This is a genomic window from Stenotrophomonas sp. SbOxS2 (assembly GCF_013416715.1).
Taxonomy (GTDB): domain Bacteria; phylum Pseudomonadota; class Gammaproteobacteria; order Xanthomonadales; family Xanthomonadaceae; genus Stenotrophomonas; species Stenotrophomonas lactitubi.
This window is the reverse complement of sequence record NZ_JAAVXD010000005.1, coordinates 849414-870331: the sequence shown is the minus strand read 5'-3', so window position 1 is coordinate 870331 and position 20918 is coordinate 849414. Positions and strand designations below refer to the sequence as shown.

General features: G+C 63.9%; 14 protein-coding genes and 2 pseudogenes. 11 read left to right on the top strand and 5 right to left on the bottom strand.

What is annotated here, in order from left to right; translation table 11 throughout:
• The first annotated feature begins 234 nt into the window (after window positions 1-234).
• The 8 genes from HFK18_RS13475 to HFK18_RS13440 all read left to right on the top strand — a co-directional run bounded on the left by HFK18_RS13475 (window position 235) and on the right by HFK18_RS13440 (window position 10650).
• On the top strand, window positions 235-1479 hold the full coding sequence (locus HFK18_RS13475; RefSeq protein ID WP_180166629.1) for a tyrosine-type recombinase/integrase: 1245 nt from the start codon (window positions 235-237) through the stop codon (window positions 1477-1479).
• Between the two features lie 1119 nt (window positions 1480-2598).
• Entirely contained in the window at window positions 2599-3081 is a 483-nt protein-coding gene (locus HFK18_RS13470; RefSeq protein WP_257216216.1) for a MarR family transcriptional regulator, read from the top strand.
• Between the two features lie 172 nt (window positions 3082-3253).
• On the top strand, window positions 3254-4222 hold the full coding sequence (locus tag HFK18_RS13465) for a transporter (RefSeq protein WP_343202963.1): 969 nt from the start codon (window positions 3254-3256) through the stop codon (window positions 4220-4222).
• 16 nt (window positions 4223-4238) lie between these two features.
• The gene (locus HFK18_RS13460; RefSeq protein WP_180166628.1) at window positions 4239-5006 is read left to right on the top strand and encodes a coniferyl-alcohol dehydrogenase; all 768 of its coding nucleotides are present in this window, start codon (window positions 4239-4241) and stop codon (window positions 5004-5006) included.
• Window positions 5007-5039: 33 nt separating this feature from the next.
• Window positions 5040-6512 (top strand): benzaldehyde dehydrogenase, encoded by a 1473-nt coding sequence (locus HFK18_RS13455; RefSeq protein WP_180166627.1) that lies wholly within the window; start codon window positions 5040-5042, stop codon window positions 6510-6512.
• Between the two features lie 101 nt (window positions 6513-6613).
• On the top strand, window positions 6614-7447 hold the full coding sequence (locus HFK18_RS13450) for a p-hydroxycinnamoyl CoA hydratase/lyase (protein WP_180166626.1): 834 nt from the start codon (window positions 6614-6616) through the stop codon (window positions 7445-7447).
• Between the two features lie 87 nt (window positions 7448-7534).
• On the top strand, window positions 7535-9625 hold the full coding sequence (locus tag HFK18_RS13445; protein WP_218946706.1) for an acetate--CoA ligase family protein: 2091 nt from the start codon (window positions 7535-7537) through the stop codon (window positions 9623-9625).
• 41 nt (window positions 9626-9666) lie between these two features.
• Window positions 9667-10650 carry an alpha/beta hydrolase gene (locus tag HFK18_RS13440; protein WP_180166624.1) on the top strand — a complete coding sequence of 328 codons (984 nt, stop codon included), beginning with the start codon at window positions 9667-9669 and terminating at the stop codon, window positions 10648-10650.
• Window positions 10651-10693: 43 nt separating this feature from the next.
• On the opposite strand, the gene HFK18_RS13435 is transcribed toward HFK18_RS13440, so the two are convergent.
• Window positions 10694-11650, bottom strand: a complete 957-nt coding sequence (locus HFK18_RS13435; protein WP_180166623.1) for a PDR/VanB family oxidoreductase — start codon at window positions 11648-11650, stop codon at window positions 10694-10696.
• Window positions 11647-12696, bottom strand: a complete 1050-nt coding sequence (locus HFK18_RS13430) for an aromatic ring-hydroxylating dioxygenase subunit alpha (RefSeq protein ID WP_180166622.1) — start codon at window positions 12694-12696, stop codon at window positions 11647-11649. The genes HFK18_RS13435 and HFK18_RS13430 overlap by 4 nt, the downstream gene beginning before the upstream one ends.
• A gap of 163 nt (window positions 12697-12859) precedes the next feature.
• On the opposite strand from HFK18_RS13430, the gene HFK18_RS13425 reads away from it, so the two are divergent.
• The 3 genes and pseudogenes from HFK18_RS13425 (at window position 12860) to HFK18_RS22070 (ending at window position 14860) form a co-directional block, all read left to right on the top strand.
• On the top strand, window positions 12860-13591 hold the full coding sequence (locus HFK18_RS13425) for a GntR family transcriptional regulator (RefSeq protein ID WP_180166621.1): 732 nt from the start codon (window positions 12860-12862) through the stop codon (window positions 13589-13591).
• 56 nt (window positions 13592-13647) lie between these two features.
• Window positions 13648-14520, top strand: a pseudogene (locus HFK18_RS22075) (DUF3391 domain-containing protein); the annotation flags it as partial.
• Entirely contained in the window at window positions 14513-14860 is a 348-nt protein-coding gene (locus HFK18_RS22070; RefSeq protein ID WP_343202962.1) for an HD domain-containing phosphohydrolase, read from the top strand. The pseudogene HFK18_RS22075 and the gene HFK18_RS22070, both read left to right, overlap by 8 nt.
• Window positions 14861-14945: 85 nt before the next feature.
• Here HFK18_RS22070 and HFK18_RS21895 read toward each other — a convergent pair.
• The 3 genes and pseudogenes from HFK18_RS21895 to HFK18_RS13405 all read right to left on the bottom strand — a co-directional run.
• Window positions 14946-15128 (bottom strand): annotated as a pseudogene (locus HFK18_RS21895) (transposase); the annotation flags it as partial.
• A 138-nt stretch (window positions 15129-15266) separates the two neighbouring features.
• Window positions 15267-18038 (bottom strand): pitrilysin family protein, encoded by a 2772-nt coding sequence (locus HFK18_RS13410; RefSeq protein ID WP_180166620.1) that lies wholly within the window; start codon window positions 18036-18038, stop codon window positions 15267-15269.
• 78 nt (window positions 18039-18116) lie between these two features.
• Window positions 18117-20819 (bottom strand): TonB-dependent receptor, encoded by a 2703-nt coding sequence (locus HFK18_RS13405; RefSeq protein ID WP_180166619.1) that lies wholly within the window; start codon window positions 20817-20819, stop codon window positions 18117-18119.
• Between the last annotated feature and the right edge of the window lie 99 nt (window positions 20820-20918).

Here is a 20918-nt window from a genome sequence, read left to right as displayed (position 1 = left end):
GGCGGGTAGCAATAGCTGAGGCAAAGAAAAAGCCCCTATTTCTAGGAGCTTTTTGCAAAGACTGGCGGAGAGAGTGCCCGCCAATCCACCGTTCAGAACAGTCCAAAGATGAATTTTATATCATTTGATTTCAGCATCTTGCATAAGGTTCAGTCCAGAAGAGTCCATCCGCGACCACCGTAACCTCGGGTCAAATGGCATACTGGATGGCATACCGGAAACCAGTGCAACGGCATGTCTCTCCTTACAGACCTCAAAGCCCGAAAGATATCTCCGGGCGGTCCCGCAGTGGCTCACGGCGGCGTTACTGGCTTGACGCTACTGCCCTCATCGAGCCAGAAGGGCCATGGGAAATGGGTACTTCGCTATGTGAGCCCCGTTAGCGGCAAGCGTCGCAACGCCGGGCTTGGGGGCTATCCCGAAGTTGGGATAGCATCCGCCGGAAAGATTGCGAGAGAGATGCGCGAGCAGATCGCAGGAGGATTGGATCCGCTTGACTTGAAGGCTACAGAAGAAGCGAAGCAGAAAACTCCGACGTTCAAGGAAGCAGCTAGCCAGGTGCATGCGGAGCTCAAGCCCGGATGGAGGAACGCCAAGCACGCCCAACAGTGGATCAACACACTAGAGCAGTATGTCTTCCCAAGGATCGGCTCTACCCCTCTGGATCAGATCAGCCCGCGCCACATTGCCGAAGTATTACGCCCAATTTGGCTCGAGAAGGCAGAGACTGCCTCGAGGCTGAAGCAGCGCCTTCATGCCGTAATGGCTTGGGGCTGGGCGCATGGTTTCAATCAGGCTAACCCTGTCGATGTGGTCACCCACCTACTTCCGGGACAACCCAGTAAAACTATTCGCCAGGAGCATCAACCAGCGATGCCTTGGCAGGTAGCGCCGGACTTCATCCGCGAAGAGCTCCGCTGGCCGAGCCCCGATGACGTCTCCAGGCGCGTTCTGCTGCTTCTCATCTTGACCGCGGCTCGTTCGGGAGAAGTGCGAGCCATGACATGGGAAGAAGTCGATCTGGATTCGAGAGTCTGGACAATACCCCCTTCGCGAATGAAGGCCCAGGTGGCTCATCGTGTACCTCTTTCCGACCAAGCACTATTGATCCTCGCCAGTCAACGCGGGGAGCACGATCAACTCGTCTTCCCGTCTATTCGAGCAAGGACCGTCCTGTCAGATATGGCGCTAACGTCTCTTCTTCGCCGACTGGACGCTCCGAGCGATGCGGATGGCCGAGTAGCTACAGCTCATGGGTTCAGATCGAGCTTCCGGGATTGGTGCAGCGAACATGGGTACGCCAGGGATCTTGCTGAGCGAGCCCTGGCCCACACAGTTAGGAACCAAGTTGAAGCCGCTTATCACCGCACGGACCTGCTGGAGCACCGCCGGTCGATGATGCAGGCCTGGGGCGATTTCGTCATGCCCATGCCTACAGACATGAGACTCTCCAAGGGCGCCGACGTTGCTGGCCCGTAGTTTTCGCATCGTCGCCAAACCCTCTTCTATTTGCAACGAATACGCTCTCGAGAAACTTGGATGAGGTTCTCCGGAGGACTCGATCGACCCGTCATCCTTGCCCTTGGCAGAATTATGCTTGTCACAAGACGGGACAGTGATGAGATTTTTCCTAACATCCTTGCGGGGAAAATCCTTGAGCTCAGGAAAAATACATTTTGGCGGAACATGTTCCGCGCTGGTCGCCTCAGTCTCACACGCGTAGCAAACGACCATATACACCTAGCTACCTTCCAGCATCAGCTACAGGCCGACGTAGTACCAACGATCACATTGGCCTGACCTAAAGACTGCCGCAACGATGAGGCATCAGAAAGAGGAGCGATCTGAAGCGCACGCCTGAACACCGTTGCCAGCAGCCACGGGCAAGCGACATCCCGACTCCAGAGGGGCATGACTGGCCCGCAAAGACGCTGAAGCACGCTCAAAGTCGCCCCAGTGCCACCAGCCCGTCCGATCAACCACCACTAGAACCAACGCGTCGCCCCCAACCGCACTGAGAAGCCACTGATCCTGGCCTCCAACACCAGGCTCCAGGCACCGCAAGATCAATGCAGCGCACCAGACACCTTGCCTAGTGATCCTTGCGCGCAAGGCCGCCAACCTGGATGGCAGGACGCAGGTGTTCAAGCGGCCCTCGTCAGCCAACGCTCTGGCCCCGACCCGGCCCATGCCGCGAAGTCCAAGCCCCCATCGCAAGACCGCCAGCGATCACGGGCGATCCATCACAGCCCTCCCACCTGGTGCTTGCATACGGCTCCTCCACAGCCGGAGCAGCCGAGCTTACGCGCAGCTCGGGATGCTGCAGTGCAGCTTGACCATAATAGTTATTCCCCATAACTTTTATCGCACTGACTCAATTGTCCTAGCTAGGTGGATTGACGCAGACGGGCTGACCGTTGCGGCACCTAGTCCGACACCCCGGCCAAGACCCCTACGCCACGATGCGCAAGCGGAGTGATCCAATGCATGAAATCATCAGCGGTTGCCTGCAGGCATCATCCAACTCACTGCGCACGGGCTCCGGGCGAAACGGTTATGCTGTGCCATCAGTCCCTTCCCATGCTTGGCCCCGCGCACTTGAGCAGTCCGTCCCCCGTCGATACCAGCGAGTCCCTCGATCCACTCGACCTGACCAGGCTGACCCAACTGCTCGGCTTCAGGCTGACCAGGGCGGAGTTGCGTATTCGGCGGATCTTCGTCGAGTGCGTGCAGTCGTTCGACCTCAAGCCAGTGGATTTCTCGCTGCTGGTGCTGGTCGATGCCAATCCTGGCACCAACCAGCGACTGCTGTGCGAAGCGCTGGACGTCTCACCGCCCAACCTGGCCATCGTGATCGCACGGCTGGTCAAGCGCCGGCTGCTGCGCCAGGTGCGCGGGCGTCAGGATCGTCGCATGCAGCACCTGCATTTGACCGCTGCCGGCAAGGCACTGTTGGAACAGGCAGAAGGCCGGATCCAGCAGATGGAAGCGGCCTTGGCCAACGCACTGGGCAAGACCCAGTCCGGGTTGTTGCTGCGCGCCTTGGATCTGCTGGCGCGCGTCGAGGTCGAACTGAACTAACCTCCCTGCCGCTGCCCCATGGCGATGCCATGGCGGCCCGGCCTCACGCTGTCACGCCACCTGACGCCTCCTTGGCGGCCTTCGGCGTGCGCGCGTCCATTGCTCCCCGCGCCCGGTCCTTCCCTGTTGCTCAGGAGATCTCACCGTGAATCACGTTTGCGCACCCACCTCTGTGCGGCCCCTCTTACTGGCCGTGCTCGCCTGCCCGTTCGCGTTGCCGGCGGCTGCACAGCAGGTGCCCCAGACCGCCCAGCTGCCCAGTGGCTTGAACACTGGCGGCACCAGTTACCTCGACGGCTTCTCTCGCACCACCCCAGGCTGGGCGGTCATCCCTTACCTGCGTTTCAGCCGACTGGATGCGATGAAGGACGCCAACGGTGACGACTCGCCGGCCTTCAACCGCCCGCGCATCAATTCGACCCTGCTGCTGACCCAGATAGCCTATGCCACCGACTACCACCCCTTCGGTGGCGTGCTGGGCTTTAACGCCCTGGTGCCGCTGGTGAACCTTGACGCATCGTTTGCCGCCAACAGCCCGGTACGGCTGCGCGACAACGGCTTCGGCGTGGGCGATGTCACCTTTGGCCCTTACCTGCAGATGTTGCCGGTGATGCGCCAAGGACGTCCGGTGTTCGTACAGCGCTTCGAGCTGGATTTGATCGCGCCGGTCGGAAAGTTCGACCGCAACCTCGATCTCAACCAGGGCTCGGGCTACTGGTCGGTGACGCCCAATTGGGCATTTACCGTGCTGCCCACGCCCAACTGGGAGATCAGCGCGCGACTGAATTACATCTATAACTTCCGCGCCGACAAGGCCGCCAATCCGCCGCCCATCCCCGGATTTGTGTTTCGCAACGGCAAGGCCGGCGATGCGGGCTGGATCAATTTCGCAACCTCCTATTCGGTCGCACCCACCGTGCGCTTGGGGATCAACGGTTACTACTTACAGCAGTTCCGCGACAACCGGACCAACGGCATCCGCGTAGCCGACAGCAAGCAGCGCCAGTTCTACTTGGGGCCGGGCGGGTCTTGGCAGATCGATCAGAACAACATCCTGTTCGTCAATTTCTACATGCCGGTCGAGGTGGAGAACGCAGCCGCCGGCAACAACCTCAACTTCCAATTTACCCACGTGTTCTAAAAACGGAATCACGCTCATGAGCCTTCATCGCAAAACCATCATCGTCACCGGCGTGTCTTCGGGCATCGGCGGCGAAGTCGCGAGGCTGGCGCGTTTCCATGGCGCGCACGTGATCGGCGTGGATCGCAATCCAGTCAGCATGACCCTGGACGGCTTCTACCAAGCTGACCTGGGTGATCCGACCGCGATCGACACGCTGGTTGCACAGCTGCCCGAGCGCATCGACGCGCTGGCAAATATCGCCGGCGTGCCCGGCACCGCGCCGGTGGAGCTGGTGGCTAAAGTGAACTACCTAGGCCTGCGCCACCTGAGCCAGACGTTGCTGCCCCGCATCGTGCCTGGCGGCAGCGTGGTTAACGTCGCCTCGATTCTGGGCGCGCAGTGGCCGCAGCGCCGAGAGCTGCACCGCGAGCTGGCGCAGACCGCCGACTATGCCGCAGGCGCGCAGTGGTTGGCCCAGCATCCGGTCGCGCAGGCCACCTGCTACCAGTACTTCAAGGAGGCCCTGATCGTGTGGAGCGCGCTGCGCTCGCAAGACTGGTTTGCGCAGCACGGCGTGCGGGTCAACAGCGTCGCGCCTGGCCCGGTATTTACTCCGATCCTGGGCGACTTCGTGGCCATGCTGGGGCCGGAGCGGGTCGCCGCCGACGGCGCCAAGATGAAGCGCCCGGCCTACGCCGACGAGGTGGCCGAGGCCATCGTGTTCCTGGCTTCTGACTCGGCGCGTTGGATCAACGGCGCCAACCTGCCGGTGGACGGCGGCCTGGCCGCCGCCGCAATTTAGACCACTCTTTTCCCGATCTTTCAGAGAACATCAATGAACATCACCACTGCTTCCCTGGCCCACGTCGACACCTGGCGCGGCAAGCTCTTCAACGGTGACTGGATCGATGCCCTGGGCGGCACCGTGGAGGTCATCGAACCGGGCAATGGCCTGCCGCTTTACACGGTCGGCCAGGCCAATGCCCAGGACGTGGCCAATGCCGTCGCGCAAGCACGCGTGGCCCAGCGCGCGTGGGCGGCGACCCACCCGCGCGAGCGTGCGGCGGTCTTCCACCGCGCAGCTGCGATCCTGGAACAGCATGCAGCGGCGGCCGGGTCGCTGGTTGCGCGCGAGACCGGCGGCACCCTGGCCAAGGGCGAGCATGAAGTACGCGAAGCCATCGTGTTGCTGCAGCGTGCGGCGGCCATGCCGCTGCAGGCCTGCGGGCAGGTCCTGCCCAGCGTGCCGGGCCGGCTGAGCATCGCCCGGCAACTGCCGCTGGGCGTGGTCGGGGTGATCTCCCCGTTCAACTTCCCGGTGGTGCTGTCGCTGCGCTCGGTGGCCCCGGCGCTGGCGGTGGGCAATGCGGTGGTGCTCAAACCCGATCCGCGCACCCCGTATGCCGGTGGCTTTGTCATCGCCGAGGTGCTGGCAGCTGCTGGCCTGCCCAAGGGCGTGCTGCAGGTGCTGCCCGGCGGCGCCGAAGCCGGACAGGCACTGGTCGAGGCGCCAGGCGTGCCGATGATCGCCTTTACTGGCTCCACAGGGGCCGGGCGCAAGATTGGCGAGCTGGCCGGCAAGCACCTGAAGAAGGTCTCGCTGGAGCTGGGCGGCAAGAACTCGCTGATCGTGCTGGAAGATGCCGACCTGGACCTGGCGGTCTCAGCCATCGCCTTTGGTGCGTATTTCCACCAGGGCCAGATCTGCATGGCCACCGGTCTGGTGCTGGTCCAACACAGTATCGCGGCCGAACTGACCAAGCGCCTGGCCGAGAAGGCACATCACCTGCCTGCCGGCGATCCGGCCACCAGCCAGGTCGCACTTGGCCCGATCATCGACAAGCGCCAACTGCAGCACATCAAGGACATCGTCGATGCCTCGGTTGCTGCCGGTGCGGTGGTCGAAGCCGGCGGCACACATGAGGGTCTGTTCTATGCGGCCACGGTGTTGTCCAACGTCCAACCCGGCATGCGCGCATTCGACGAGGAAGTGTTTGGCCCGGTGGCCAACATCGTCAGCTTCGACAACGACGACCAGGCCGTCGAGCTGGCCAACCACTCCGAGTACGGGCTTGCGGCCGGCGTGATCTCGGCCTCTGTGGGCCGCGCCATGGCCATTGGCGAGCGCCTGCACACCGGCTTGCTGCACATCAACGACCAGACCGTGGCCGATGAAGTGGTCAATCCCTTTGGCGGCACCGGCGCGTCTGGCAATGGCACCAGCGTCGGCGGTCCAGCCGACTGGGAGCAATACACCCACTGGCAGTGGGTCACGATCAGGGACGCAGTGCCGCAGTACCCCTACTGAAGCCTCGGGCTTGACTTTCGCCTGGCCTGCCGGCCGTGTGGCCATCGGCCGGGACAGGACAGCGCAACATCTCCTCCCCCTAAGAAGATCGAGACATCATTATGAGCAACGAAAGCGAACACGACACCGTCGCCTATTCCGTCGAAGACGGCGTGGCCTGGGTGAAATTCAACCGCCCACAGAAGCGCAACGCAATGAGCCCGGCTTTGAACCGGCGCATGCTCCAGGTGCTGGATGAACTTGAATTCGACCCGCGCGTCAGCGTGCTGGTGCTGACCGGCGAGGGTAGCGCCTGGACTGCCGGCATGGACCTGCAGGAATATTTCCGCGACACCGAGGCCGACGGCCTCAAGGGCACGCGCAAGGCCCAGCACGAGAGTTACGGTTGGTGGCGGCGCCTGCGCTGGTACCAAAAGCCGACCATCGCCATGGTCAACGGCTGGTGCTTTGGCGGTGGTTACGGCCCGCTCTTTGCCTGTGACCTGGCCTTTGCCGCCGAAGACGCCAAGTTCGGCCTGTCGGAAATCAACTGGGGCATCCTGCCCGGCGGCGGCGCCTCCAAGGTGGCGGCCGAGTTGCTCTCCTTCCGCCGCGCGATGTACCACGCCATGCTGGGCGAGCCGATCGATGGTCGCGTGGCCGCCGACTGGGGCCTGGTCAACGAGGCGCTGCCTGGTGACGCCCTGCATGCGCGCGTGACGGCCGTGGCACAGGCTTTGCGCAAGAAGAACCCGGTGGCGTTGAAAGCCACCAAGGATGCAGTGCGGCGGGTGCGTGAAATGACCTACGAAAATGCCGAGGACTATCTGGTCCGCGCACAGGAAGCGGCCAACAGCTACGACGACGGCCGCAAGGAAGGACTCAAGCAGTTCCTGGACGAGAAGAGTTACAAGCCTGGGCTGGGCGCTTACGACTTGTCCAAGCAGCGCGTCTGAAACGCCGACCTGGAGGAAGCGATGGACATGAGTACGACCCGGCCGACGCCCTTGGGCGTGCGCCACCACGCGGTACAGCGGCTGCTGATGCCGCGTTCGATCGCCATCGTCGGGGCTTCGCCGACACCGGGCTCCCTAGGCGCCTCGGTGCTGGCCAACCTGGAGCGCAATGACTATGCCGGCGACATCCATCTGATCAACCCCAAGCGCGACCGGATTGGCAAGCGGGCCTGCCTGCACTCCATCCAGGCCCTGCCCGAGGGTGTGGACGTGGCGGTGCTGGCCATCCCGCAACCGGCGGTGCTGGAGGCGGTCCGGGCCCTGGCCGAGCGCCGGGTGGGCGCCGCGGTGATCTTCTCCGCCGGCTTTGCAGAGGCCGGGGAGGCCGGGCTGGCCCAGCAGCGTGAGATCGCGGAGATTGCCGCACAGGCCGGCATGCTGGTGGAGGGGCCCAACTGCCTGGGCAGCATCAACTACCGGCAGCGCATCCCGCTGACCTTTATCGAAGTGGACATCGCGCCCGAGCAGGCCAGTGCTGCACGTGAAGGGGCGGCCATCGGCATCCTCTCCCAGAGCGGGGCGATGATGGCCGTGCTGAACACCACCCTGGCAAGCCGCAGCCTGCCGCTATCCTATGCGGTCTCCACCGGCAACGAAGCCGCCAGCCACCTGGAGGACTACGCCGAGTTCCTACTCGATGACCCTGGCACTCAGGTGATCACGATGATTGCCGAGCAGTTCCGCCAGCCACAGCGCATGTTGGCTCTGGCCCGGCGCGCCCGCAGTCTGGGCAAGCGCATGGTCCTGCTGCATCCGGGCAAAAGTGGCGCGGCACGCGCCGCGGCAGCGACCCACACCGGCGCGATGGCCGGTGATTACGCGGTCATGCGCACCCTGGTCGAGCACGCGGGCGTGGTCATAGCCGAAACCCTGGAAGAACTGGGCGACATTTCTGAAATCGCGTTGCGGTGTCCGACCCTGCCGGCACTGGGCACGGCCATCGTCGGCGAATCCGGTGCGTTCAAGGCGCTGTGCCTGGACCTTGCCGAGGACCTGGGGCTGAGCTTGCCAGCGGTGGACGACACCGATTCCCCAGCGCTGCGTGCTGCATTGCCGCCTTTCGTGCCCGTCAGCAATCCCCTGGATCTGACTGCCCAGGGCTTGGTCGATCCAGATCTGTACACCCGCACCCTGGCGGCACTGTTACAGGACACGCGCTTCGGTTCGATCGTAGTGGGGCTCATCCAGACGGACCCGGTCACCTGCGCGATCAAGCTGCCACCGGTGCTGCGCGCTGCGCGCGAGCTGCGCCCGGACAAGCCGGTGATCTGTGCGGGCCTGGACGAAGGCGCGGTGCTCCCGAGCGAGTACCTGGTCCAACTGCGGGCGCTGGGAATTCCCTATTTCCCCACCACCGAACGCGCGCTGCGCGCGCTCACCCGGTTGACGGCCCTTGTTGCACGCCAGGCCGCGCACGCTCAGGCCGAGCCCTCGCTGACGCCCCTGGCCTTGCCATCAGGCGCAGGCGTGATCCCCGAATACCGGGCCAAGCAACTGCTGGGCCCGGCGGGCGTCGCCTTCGCACGCGGCGAGCTGGTCACCACGCTGGAGCAAGCACAGGCCGCGGCAGCGCGGCTGGGCGGTCCGGTCGCGTTGAAAGTCCAATCGGAGCAGCTGAGCCACAAGAGCGATGTCGGCGGCGTGGTGCTCGGGCTTGATGGCGCCGACGCCCTGGCCCAGGGTTGGCAGCGACTGCGGGCAAATCTGGCCGAGCACGCCGCGCAGGTCCCGATCGAGGGGGTGCTGGTGGAGGCCATGGGTGAGCGCGGCATGGAGATGATCGTCGGCGCTCGCAATGATCCCCAGTGGGGACCGGTGATCCTGGTCGGCTTTGGCGGGGTCACCGCCGAGGTCCTGCACGACGTGCGCCTGCTGCCGCCTGACCTGTCGGTGGAGGCAGTGATGGCTGAGCTGGACCAGCTCAAGGCCGCCCCGCTCTTGCACGGCTACCGGGGGTCCCCTGCGTTGGACGTGACCGCCTTGGCTACCCTGGTGGTGCGCCTGGGAGCCCTGCTGCGCGGCACGCCCCGGATCCGCGAAATCGACCTTAACCCGGTGGTGCTGTATCGGCGAGGACATGGCGTGGTGGCGCTGGATGCACTGATGCTCATCGATTGACCGGCGCGCGATTCTGCGCTCCGCAAATTTTGGAGATTTCCATGCAAGCAGATCCCTTCGACCCAACCCGATTGGCCCCGGACGTCCTGGCGGTGCTAGCCCGCATGGCGGGCACCGGAGCACCGGCGCTGGAGTCATTGCCGATCACCGAAATGCGCATGGCCTACCTACAGGTGGGCGCGCTCCTGGGCGGTGAGCCCATCCCGGTTGGACAAACACTGGACTTGCAGGCCACCGGCCCAGGCGGCCCGATTCCATTGCGGCTCTATCTGCCCAAGACTGGCATCGCGCCATTTCCCACCACGATCTACCTGCATGGCGGCGGCTGGTCGCTAGGCGACCTGGACAGCCACGACAAGGTCTGCCGACGGCTGGTCAACACCGCCGGGTGCGCGGTGGTCGCGGTGGACTATCGACTCGCCCCCGAGCACCCGGCACCAGCGGGACCTGACGACGTGGTGGCCGCGGCGCGCTGGGTCGCGGCGCAGGCCACGGCCTTGGAGCTTGATGCCAGCCGGCTAGCCGTTGCCGGCGACAGTGCCGGCGGCAGCCTAGCGGCAGTGGTCTGCCAGCAATTGCGTGGCAGCGAGGTGACACTGCGCGCACAGGTGCTGATCTACCCGGCCACCGACCTGAGCCCCGCAGGGGATGCGTTCGACTCGCGGCGCAAGAACGGCGCGGTGCCGCCGCTGACTCTGGAAGCGATGCGGGCCATGGTCACCCCGTTCCTTTCCGGTGGTTTCGACACCCGTGATCCGCGCGTGTCGCCACGGCTTGCGCCTGACCTGCGCGGACTGCCACCAGCCCTAATCATCACTGCGGAGTGCGATGTCGTCCTGGATGATGGCCGACTGTACCGGGACGCGCTCTTTACGGCCGGCGTGCCCGTGGAGTACATCGAGTACCCGGGCATGGTCCATGGCTTCATCGAAATGGCCGGGGTGCTACCGGCAACGCAGACAGCGATGGAGCAGGTCGCAGCCTTCCTTAGCAGGCATCTGGATCTGGCAACGGCTGGGTCTTAGCGCCTACCGAACCCTGGCAGCGTGCACGGCCAGGGTCGATGCCTTACAGGTCCAGCACCAGGCGCGCGCTGCGCGCCCGCGAGCAGCACACGGTCATCTGGTCGTTGCGAGCGTGTTCTTCGAAGCTGAGGAACTGGTCGCGATGCTCAGGCACGCCCTCCAGCACCGGCGTCAGGCAGGTGCCGCAGATGCCCTGCTCGCAGGACACCGGCACGAACACGCCCGCCTGGTCGAGCACCTGGGCGATGCTTTGCTCGGCGGGAATGGTGAACACCTGTCCGCTGCTGGCGATCTGGACCTCGAAGCTGGTCACGGCCAGCGCCTGGGCCTGGGCAGGCGCCGCGCCGAAGTATTCGCGGTGCAGGCGCGCCTGCTCCCATCCGGCATTGGCACCGGCCTCAAGCACATGGGCCATGAAGCCGGCCGGGCCGCAGACGTACAGGTGGCTATCGGCCGGCGCGGCGGCCAACAGCGCCGGCATGTCCAGGCGCTGCTGCGCGGGGCCGTCATCGAAGTGCAAGTGCACCTGCGCGGCCCAAGGCGCCTGCGCCAGCCGCTGCAAAAAGCCGGCGTGGGCGGCCGAGCGCGCCGCGTAATGCAGGGCGAAGGGCGCACCCTGCGCGGCCAGGTGCTCGGCCATCGCCAGCAACGGGGTGATGCCGATCCCGCCAGCCAGCAGCAGGCTGTGCACCGGCTGCGGATGCAGGGCGAACAAATTGCGCGGTGCGCTGATCTCCAGCATGTCGCCGGCCTGCAAGGCGTGCACCGCGCGTGAGCCGCCGCGCGAGTCCGGCGCATGCAGCACGCCGATCACATAGCGATGGTTTTCATGCGGCGCGTTGCACAGCGAATACTGGCGGATCAAGCCACCGGGCAACTGCACGTCCACGTGTGCGCCGGCGCTGAAGGCGGGCAACGGCGCGCCATCGACGCTGCGCAGTTCCAGGCTGCGGATCTGGGCACACTCATCGCTGAGCGCGTGCACCCGCACCTGGATCATGCGCCAGCTCCGGCCGCGGCCTGGCCTTCGCTGGCCAGCAGGCGTTCGATGATCCGCCGCGACTGCACGCCACCGGCATCGATGTTGAGCTTGAGCAGATCGCGCTGCGGGTGCTCCAGCAGGTTGCGCTGCTGGCGTTCGAGCATCTCCATGTCTTCGGCGAAGATCTTGCCCTGGCCCTGGCGGATGGAAGCGGTCAGCTCGGCATCGTCCGGGCGGAAGTTGCGCGCCATGCCCCAGAAGTACCAGTGCGAGGTTTCGGTCTCGGGCGTGATGAAGTCCACCACTATGCTGCTGGCCTTGTGCTCGGGCGCCGCCTCATAGCCGCCGTGGCCGGCATGGGCCACGCCCACTTCGATCAAGACATGGCTGGGCGGGCTGAAGCGGCAGATCTGCCAGCGGTCCACCGGTACATCGTCGGCCAGGCCATTGCCCCGCAGCGCTGCGCGCCAGAACGGCGGGGCCATGATGTTGTCCATGAAGCGGCTGGTGACCACCTGTTCGCCTTCCATGCGGGTGCGCACCGGGGCTTCGTCGATTTCCTTCTGGCCGATGCTGCTGGCGTGGACGTAGGTCTCGTGGGTAAGGTCCATCAGGTTGTCGATCATCAGCCGGTAGTCGCACTGGATGTGGTACATGCCGCCGCCGTAGGCCCAATCCGGGCTTTCGGCCCAGGCCAGGTGATGCAGCGCGGCCGGATCGGCCTGGGCCGGATCGCCCGGCCACAACCACACAAAGCCGTAGCGCTCGATCACCGGATAGGCCTTGTTGCAGGGAAAGCCCTGCACGCGCTGGCCGGGCATCGCCGCCGGCTTGCCGTCGGCGCCCATAACCAAGCCGTGATAGCCACAGACCAGCTGGCCATCGTGCACGAAGCCCAGCGACAGCGGCGCGCCGCGGTGTGGGCAGAAGTCCTCCACCGCCTGCACGGTGCCGCTGGCATCACGATAAAAGACGATGGCCTCACCGCAGATGCGGCGGCCCAAGGGGCCGGTTGCAAGCTCTTCGGGCATGCAGGCGACATACCAGGTGTTCTTGGGAAACATGATGTGTTCTCGGCTGGCGGATTGGCGGGCCAGCCCATCTTATTGGATCCAATTGGTCTTTGCATTAGAAATAATTCATCGTTTTTTTCATTTAATGGATCCACTATTCAATTTTCCGCTGCGGGCTATCATGTGGTTCCACACCTGACGCCACGCATCGCCTATGCCCCCCATCAAGCCCGGCCAACGGGTGCTGATTTCCCTGCGCAGCATGATTGCCGCCGGCACCCTGCCGGTCGGCCAGCGCCTGGCCGAGATCCAGACCGCACAGGACCTGGGCGTCTCGCGCACCCCGGTGCGGCTGGCTTTCCGCGTGCTGGAGCAGGAAGGCCTGCTGGTCCGTTGCGGGGCGCGCGGCTACATGGTGCCGGCGGTCAGCCAGGCCGGTCTGGCCAACTCGGTGGAGGTGCGCGGGGTGCTGGAGGGCCTGGCCGCGCGCCAAGCCACCGAGCAAGGCCTGTCCGAGCAGATCCTGGAGACGCTGCAGGACTGCCTGGCCCAGGGCGATGCACTGTTCGCCAAAGGCCATATCGTGGTCGATGACATGCAGGTCTACCACGCGCTCAACATGCGCTTCCATCGGGCGATCCTGCAGGCCAGCGACAACGCCGCCATTGCCGCGGCCATCGCCCGCAACGACCACCTGCCCTTTGCCTCGGTCAGCGCGCTGGCCTTCGACAGCAACAATCTGCCCGCCGAGTACGCCCGCTTCCACTTTTCGCACATGCAGCACCACACCATCGTCGATGCCATGCGCTCGGGCCAGTCGGCGCGCGCCGAGGCGCTGATGCGTGAACATGCCAACGCCACCTTGCGCTATGCACAGGTCTTCGCCGGCACCGAGACCAGTCCAGGCCTGACGGTCCTGCGGCCGGACATGCCTGACCTGGACTGAAAACTGGGCGAGGCGTTGCGGGCGGCAAGACCGGCGGCCCTGTTCATCATCTCACCATGCCTGGCCGGCAGCATGGGGCCGGGAACTCCCCCGGCCCAGCCCGGCGTTCGCCCAATGCATGCGCGCTCAAGCTGACCGTTGGCCAATCTGAATGCCCTGACCGTCAAACAATCGCGCGCGCGGCCGATAGCACCCTTTGGCATCTGCGCAAGCAGCCCCTGCACCCGTTCAGGAAATGCACCCGCATGTTGAAAACGATCAGGGCTGAGCAACTTCGTCCCGGCATGTACGTCCAGCAGTTCTGCGGCTCCTGGGTGGAGCATCCCTTTTGGCGCAGCGCGTTCCTGGCCGAGGCGTCGGAGGTCGAACGCGTCCGGGCCAGCCGCGTGACCCAGCTGGTGATCGACACCTGCCGCGGCCTGGATGTCGCCGATGCTGCGCCGGTGGACGAGGTGCCCACAGCGGACCCCGCACGCCTTGGCCCGCAAGAGGCGGACGAGGCCGCACAGACCGTCAGCCTGACCGCGGAAATGACGCGCGCAAAGCAGATCCTGGAACAGGGTCGCGACACGGTCGAGGCGATGTTCCAGGAAGTGCGGCTGGGCCGCACGGTCGATCCAACAACCGCGATGCCGCTGGTGAAAGCCATCAATGACTCGGTGCTGCGCAACCCGCGGGCACTGATCAGCCTGGCCAGACTCAAGACCGCCGACGACTACACCTACCTGCACTCGATGGCCGTCGCGGCCCTGATGAGCCTGCTCGCGCACCAGCTCGGCCTGTCCGATCCGAAGGTGCTGAACGCCGCGATGGGAGGACTGCTGCACGACATGGGCAAGGTCTCGACGCCGCTGGAGATCCTCAACAAACCTGGCCGGCTCACCGACCAGGAGATGGAGGTCGTGCGCCATCATCCGCTCGATGGCCATCGCCTGCTCGGCCAGGGCGGCGTCGAGAGCCGTGGTGCTCGAGATCGCGCTGCACCACCACGAGAAGATGGACGGCACCGGCTATCCGCATCGGCTTGCCGGGGAAGAGATCTCCCTGATGGCGCGGATGAGCGCCATCTGCGACGTCTACGACGTCTACGACGCGATCAGCTCCGATCGCCCGTACAAGCGTGGCTGGGATCCGGCCGAATCGCTCAAGCAGATGGCTTCGTGGAAGGGCCACTTCGACCCCATCTCTTCAATGCCTTTGTCCGCTGCCCGGGCATCTACCCGGTCGGCTCGTTGGTGCGGCTGGCATCGCAGAAGCTGGCCGTGGTGATCGAGCAGAATGCAGGCTTGCTGCTCAAGCCGGTCGTGCGGGTGTTCTACTCGGCACGCCTAGACCGCCACGTGCTGGTCCAGGACTCGGCCAGCAACTTCTTCAGTCGCGCGTTCTCGGACTCAAGCTCCTTGAGCCGCTTGGCATCGGGCACGCTCATCCCGCCGGACTTGCTGCTCCACAGATAGTACGGAGCCTCACTCAAGCCATAACGCAGGCACAGGTCTTTGATTGCCACGCAGGCTTCGGCCTCACGCAGGACGCCCATGATCCGTTCTTTGGAAAAACGCTTCTTCACGTCCAATCTCCTCGGACAGGGAACTGGACTCCAAACTGGGGGCGTTACTCAAAATTGGGGGAAGTCGTTAGCCACTTAGCACCTTATTTCAAGTGGGAGGGCCTATTCTCATGGAGAGGTGACTATCCGTCGCTTAGAGCCGGCAAAATCACCCGCTACAAACGTGCTCAGGAGCTCGGGTTTAAGGCGTCTTTTGATCGCTGCACTGACTTGATCGACCGTCAGATTGGCGGTTCGACGCTCGAACTCCGCATCCCAGTGCATGGTGCGGCCCAGATACAGGTTCTGGCGCAGATTGGAGGCGATCACACCGTCGGTGGAGCGGCCGTCCCGGAAGGACTCCAGCAGGGCCGACTTGGCGTCCACCAGTTCCTGTTCGGTAATGCCCTTGCTGACGAAACGGCGCAATTCCTCGCTCATCAATTTCTCCACTTTGGCCGCGTTCTCGGGCGCGGCCGTGGCCTGCATGTAGAAGGTACCGTTGCCATCCAACGGATCGACGATCACCCCGGCACCGACGTAGTAGCTGAGTCCTTCCTTGCCGCGAACCCGGTCGCCCAGCCGGGAAGACATGGCGCCACCGCCAAAGATGCGACCGGCCACCAGCAGCGCCGCATGGTCTGGGTCCTCGACCTGGATCGGGAAGTTGCTGCGCGACACCACGACCGCGTTGGCCTTGTCGGGGGACTCGAACTGCTCGCGGACGACCCTGGACGGCTGGAAATACGGCTTCTTCGATTGCACGAAAGGCTTGGGCGACGACCAGCCGGCGAACAGCGTACGCAGCTCCTGCTTCATCTGCTCCGGATCGAAGTTCCCCACCACCGCCACCTCACCGACGGAGGTGCCGTAGAAGTCGCGATGGAAAGCACGCACCTGTTCCAGCGTCAACGCGTTGATATCCGCCAACTCCTGCTGCTGCGAGCGCACTGCCTCCGGGTGCCCCGCAGGGTAGGGATCGAAGTGCGTACGCATCGCATGGTCAGCGATGTAGCCAGGCTCCTTGTTGTTGCTTACCAGGCCGGCGATGGACTGAGTGCGCAGCTGTGCGAACTCGCTCTCCGGAAACACGGGATTGCGCAGCACATCGGCAACCACACGCAGGGCGGGAACCAAGTTTTCACGACTGCTCTTCACCGAGACATAGGTCATTTGCGAGGTGCCCACGATCTGGACCCGCGCCTTCAGATCATCGAAACGTTTGGCGATCTGCTCGCGGCTCATCGTCTTGCTTCCATGCATCAACAGTCTGCCTGCGAACATGGCCGCGTCGGCGCGCCCGCTGAGGGAGGCTTCGTCGCCAAAATGAAAGGTCAAGATCGCATCGACCCGGTCGCCGCGAGACCGTTTGGGCAGCAGCGCCACTTTCAGGCCATTGCCGATGATCAGCGTCTCGGTGCGCGCCTGGATGTTTTCAGGGGTGCCGTCGAATACCTCGCCTGTCGCAACCGCCGGGAGGCCTGTATAGCCGCCCACGAGACTGGCGATGGGCGGTGCCGGCGAGATCTTCACCAATCCCGGCTTGGCCGTCGGAATGAAGCGGGCGAGCGTGCGGTTGTCGCGGACCAGGTAGGTTCTGGCGACGCGGTTCACGTCCTCGGCGGTGACCCGACCGATCGCATCGCGCCGCACGAAGTCAAGCCGCCAGTCGCCGGCGGCGATGGACTCGGACAGCCCGTTGGCGATGCCGATGACGCTTCCGTTTCGCACGCGCTCGTGCAGGTTGGCAAGGCGCTGCTTGGCCGAAGTCACTTCCTCTTCGGTGAATGGATGGGCAGCCAGGCCTTCCACCTGCTCCAACAATATCTTCTCAACCTGTGCAGGATCGCTTCCTGCAACCGGCGTCGCGTAGAAGCCGGCCAATCCCGGCTCGAGGAAACTGTCGACCCCGTCATCGATGTTGGCCGCCAGGCGGGTGACGACCAGCGCCTTGTGCAGGCGCCCACTCGGGACGGTTCCCATGATGCTGTCCATCACCTCCATCGCTGCAGCATCCGGATGCCCGGCGGCCGGAGCGTGGTAGCCCAACGCGATCATGTGCAACTCGCCGACGCGGCGAATGTTGATCTCACGCTCGCCGTCCTGGGCTGGCTCCAGGGTGTATCTACCCGGCAGCTTGCGCGTCGGACGCGGCAGCGCGCCGAAGGTGCGCTTCACGGTGGCCAGCGCACGCGCCAAATCGAAGCTCCCGGCAATGATTACGGTGGCGTTGTCCGGCTGGTACCAGGTGCGATAGAACGCCTGCAGCCGTTCGATCGGCACGTTCTCCACATCATCGCGATTGCCGATCACGCTCTTGCCGTAGGCATGCCACAGAAACGCCTGCGCGGTCATCCGCTGCAACAGGATGCGCGAAGGCTTGTTCTCGCCGATCTCCAGTTCGTTGCGGACCACAGTCATCTCGCTGTCCAGGTCCTGCTTGGCGACGTTGGCATTGACCATGCGGTCGGCCTCCACGGTCAGCAACCAGTCCAGCGTCTGCTCATTGGCCGGGAACCAGCCGTAGTAGTTGGTCCGGTCATGCGAGGTCGTTCCGTTATAGGTGATGCCACGCCTCTTGAACTCTGCGGAGATGTTCTTTACCGAGGGCGTGCCCTTGAACAGCAGGTGCTCCAGCAGGTGGGCCATACCGCTCTCGCCGTAGTTTTCCTGCGCTGCGCCCACCGCGTAGGTGACATTGACCAGCATGGTCGGTGTGCTGGCATCGGGATACAACAGTACCCGCAGGCCATTGTCCAGGCGGTACTCGCTGATCCCTTCCACACTGGCGCCGGCACTGACGCCGGGCGGCAGCGCGGTGCCCGCATGGGCCGCCGCAACGCTGCCCCACCCGGCAAAACAGGCCAGGCAAAGAACGAGCAGGAAGGAATGTCGCTTCATGATGTGCTCCGTGACGAAATCTGAAATCTTAAGTAAGTGCCAAAAGGCCGTGGGGGAGACAAACGGGCCAGCCACTCGTCAGAACTGACCGCGAATGCTCAACATGAGGTTGCGCGGCTCGCCATACCAGTTGCCCGATACGCTGTTCTGCACAGTCTGGTAGTACGTCCTGTCGAACAGGTTGTTGAGGTTCAGAGCGACCGACCAGTGGTCGTCGACTTGATAGGCCGCACGCGCGGCAACTACGACATACGCACCCTGCGTGAACTGGAAGGGAGCGAAGCCACCCGTGCAGGTGCTTCCGGTGATGTCGTAGGCCAGGCAGGCATTGCCTTCGAAATAACCGCTGCTCTGGGCATTCGCACCGCCGCCGATGCTCAGGCGCCTGAGCCATTCTCCATTCTGAAACTGATAGCTGGTCCAGACCTTGAGCAGGTGCCTGGGCAGGCGTGACTCCAGGGGCGCACCGTTCTGGAAAGACAGCGTGCCTGTCTCTTCGTTCTTGTTGCTGGTGTAACCGAAGGACAGCTGCCAACCAGGCAGAATCTCACCGTTCACCTCCAGATCGACGCCGCTGCTCACGCGCTGCAGATCGGCGTCGGTCGTATAGCAGCAGTAGCGCGTCCCACCATCAGGGCTGAAGTAGTCGTCCGGATTTCCGAAATCGCCGTCGAGTTGCGCGAACTTACTCTGCTCGATGCGGTAGACCGCCAACGAAGCATTGAGGCGGCCATCGCGACCGGCCCACTTGATGCCGCCCTCGATATTGCTGCCGGTGATCGGCTCTACCTCACTGCCGTCGCGACCAAGCAGACCGGACTGCTCCAGATAGACGTCGGTGTAGCTGGCATAGACCGACAGCGACTTGCGGATGTCGTAGACCAGCGAGACCTGCGGAGGCCAACTGAGATCACGGGTCTTGACGCGATAAGCGCCGGTAAACAAGAGCTCACCCTGCGCCCAGGCCTCGCCGGTGTCGAAGTCCTGACAGCCTCCCACCTGTGCACAGAATAACTGACTGATGCTGCTGGACTTGCGCTTGCTGTACCGCATCCCGATGTTCAGATGCAGTGGCTCCCAGAACGTCATCCGCAGCGACGCGTAAGCGCCGAACTGCCGACTGAGGTCCTCTGGAGAATACGACTGTCGCACATCCTCGCTGCCCCTGGCGTAAGCCGGATCATAGGGGTCGAATTCCCGGATGTTGCGGACCGGCGTGGGCATCGGCGCAGGCGAAGTGTAACGCGTCGCTCCGGCGCCATCGGCCTCGGCGTAGTTCGTGCCGACGACCAAGGTCTGCTCATGGCCGAACAGCTTGAAGCTGCCAGCAAGTGTCAGGTCGCCGGTCACCTGGGTGCTGACACCCTGTTCGCGTCCTTGATAGAGATTGCCTCCTCCGTCTGTCATCACGTTGATGGGACCATTGACGGTTCCTTGCACCTGCACCCGCTCCTGCTTGGTGCGGCCCCAGTTCATCGTCAGGTTCCAGTGTTCGCCAAACGTCTGCTCTACACGGCCGAAGATCTCGGTGGTGTCGATGTCGTACTGCCCCCAGGGCACGCACAGGCAGGTGTCGCGAGAAAGATCGAGCGATGCGCCGGTGCGGTAGCGTGGCAGGCCGGCAGCAAAAGGCAATGCATCCTGCCAGGTGCGGCTGGCACCGATGCCGATCACGGTCGAGGGAGTGGCATCCCAGTCCACGACGCCGTACACCATCTTTTTTTCGTTGTGGGCGATGTCGTAGAAATAGTCCTGGTCTTGCCAGACCACTACACCTCGCCCCCGCAGGGAGCCGTCGAGCGCCAGCGGCCCTGTGGCGTCGAACATCGTGCGATAGTTGTTCCAGCTTCCAGCCTGACCTTCGACGATCACCTGCGCATGATCGAGCGCGCGCTTACGCACGAGGCTGATGACACCGCCTGGTTGGCCATAGCCGTTGTAGAGGCCATCGGCACCGCGCAGGATCTCGGCATGGTCGTACATCGCCATGTCCAGTTGCGGCACCATTCCGTAATCGGGGTTGGCAATGTCCATCGGTGCGCCGCCATCCATCTGGATGCGCTGGATACGAAAGCCGCGCGAGTAGAACTCCGCCTGCAACGGACCGTTGGCACCGGTGACGGTGCTGATGCCCGTGGACTGGTTCATCAACGAGGAGAAGTCGGTGATGTTCTGCTCGACCAGACGTTGATGCGTGATCACGCTCACCGACTGCGGTGTTTGCTGCAACGACAGCGGCGTCTTACTCGCAATGTTCAAAGCGCCACTGGTATAGCTGCCGCTGCCCTCGGTGGCAGTTGTATCACCGCTGCCATTGGCGTTGTTAATCTGCAAATCGCCAGTGGATCCTTCGATCCTCAATGGACCAAGCACGCGCGCATTGCCTGCATCCGGAACAGCCTCTATCAGGACCGTCCGCGGGCCTGCATAACGAAAGGTCAGGCCGCTTCCAGCCAACAACTGGTTCAAGCCCCCCTCGACCGAATACCTTCCTCGAACGCCATCGGTCCGCTTGCCGTCGGTCAGCCGGCTGTCAACATTGAACTGCAGACCGGACTGCGCACCGAAGCGCAACAATGACGCGCTCAATGGACCAACCGGAACGTCGAAATCATGCATCTGCCGCACCTGCGCCGGTGCCTGCTGCGCAGCGGCCATTGGTGCCAAGCCCACCCAGGAAAAAGCGCCCACGGTGACCGCCATCAACGCACCAGCCTTGCAGCGCCGCAGCGCCTGTTCAAGAATCGAAACCTGTGAAATATTCAGAACCGAGCATCTCATTCCCTATTCCCCATGGTTGTCGTCGATGCCGCCCTGCGCATTGCGACAGGACGAACCCGAGTCCCCTCCGCGCACCTCCCCACGCGTGGACGGGATCTC

Coding starts and splice junctions, on each gene's coding strand:
- HFK18_RS13425 (WP_180166621.1), top strand. CDS start 12,860: ATGCCCCCCATCAAGCCCGGCCAACGGGTGCTGATTTCCCTGCGCAGC.
- HFK18_RS13435 (WP_180166623.1), bottom strand. CDS start 11,650: ATGATCCAGGTGCGGGTGCACGCGCTCAGCGATGAGTGTGCCCAGATC.
- HFK18_RS13460 (WP_180166628.1), top strand. CDS start 4,239: ATGAGCCTTCATCGCAAAACCATCATCGTCACCGGCGTGTCTTCGGGC.
- HFK18_RS13430 (WP_180166622.1), bottom strand. CDS start 12,696: ATGTTTCCCAAGAACACCTGGTATGTCGCCTGCATGCCCGAAGAGCTT.
- HFK18_RS13455 (WP_180166627.1), top strand. CDS start 5,040: ATGAACATCACCACTGCTTCCCTGGCCCACGTCGACACCTGGCGCGGC.
- HFK18_RS13475 (WP_180166629.1), top strand. CDS start 235: ATGTCTCTCCTTACAGACCTCAAAGCCCGAAAGATATCTCCGGGCGGT.
- HFK18_RS13440 (WP_180166624.1), top strand. CDS start 9,667: ATGCAAGCAGATCCCTTCGACCCAACCCGATTGGCCCCGGACGTCCTG.
- HFK18_RS13405 (WP_180166619.1), bottom strand. CDS start 20,819: ATGAGATGCTCGGTTCTGAATATTTCACAGGTTTCGATTCTTGAACAG.
- HFK18_RS13410 (WP_180166620.1), bottom strand. CDS start 18,038: ATGAAGCGACATTCCTTCCTGCTCGTTCTTTGCCTGGCCTGTTTTGCC.
- HFK18_RS13445 (WP_218946706.1), top strand. CDS start 7,535: ATGCCGCGTTCGATCGCCATCGTCGGGGCTTCGCCGACACCGGGCTCC.
- HFK18_RS13450 (WP_180166626.1), top strand. CDS start 6,614: ATGAGCAACGAAAGCGAACACGACACCGTCGCCTATTCCGTCGAAGAC.
- HFK18_RS22070 (WP_343202962.1), top strand. CDS start 14,513: ATGGCCATCGCCTGCTCGGCCAGGGCGGCGTCGAGAGCCGTGGTGCTC.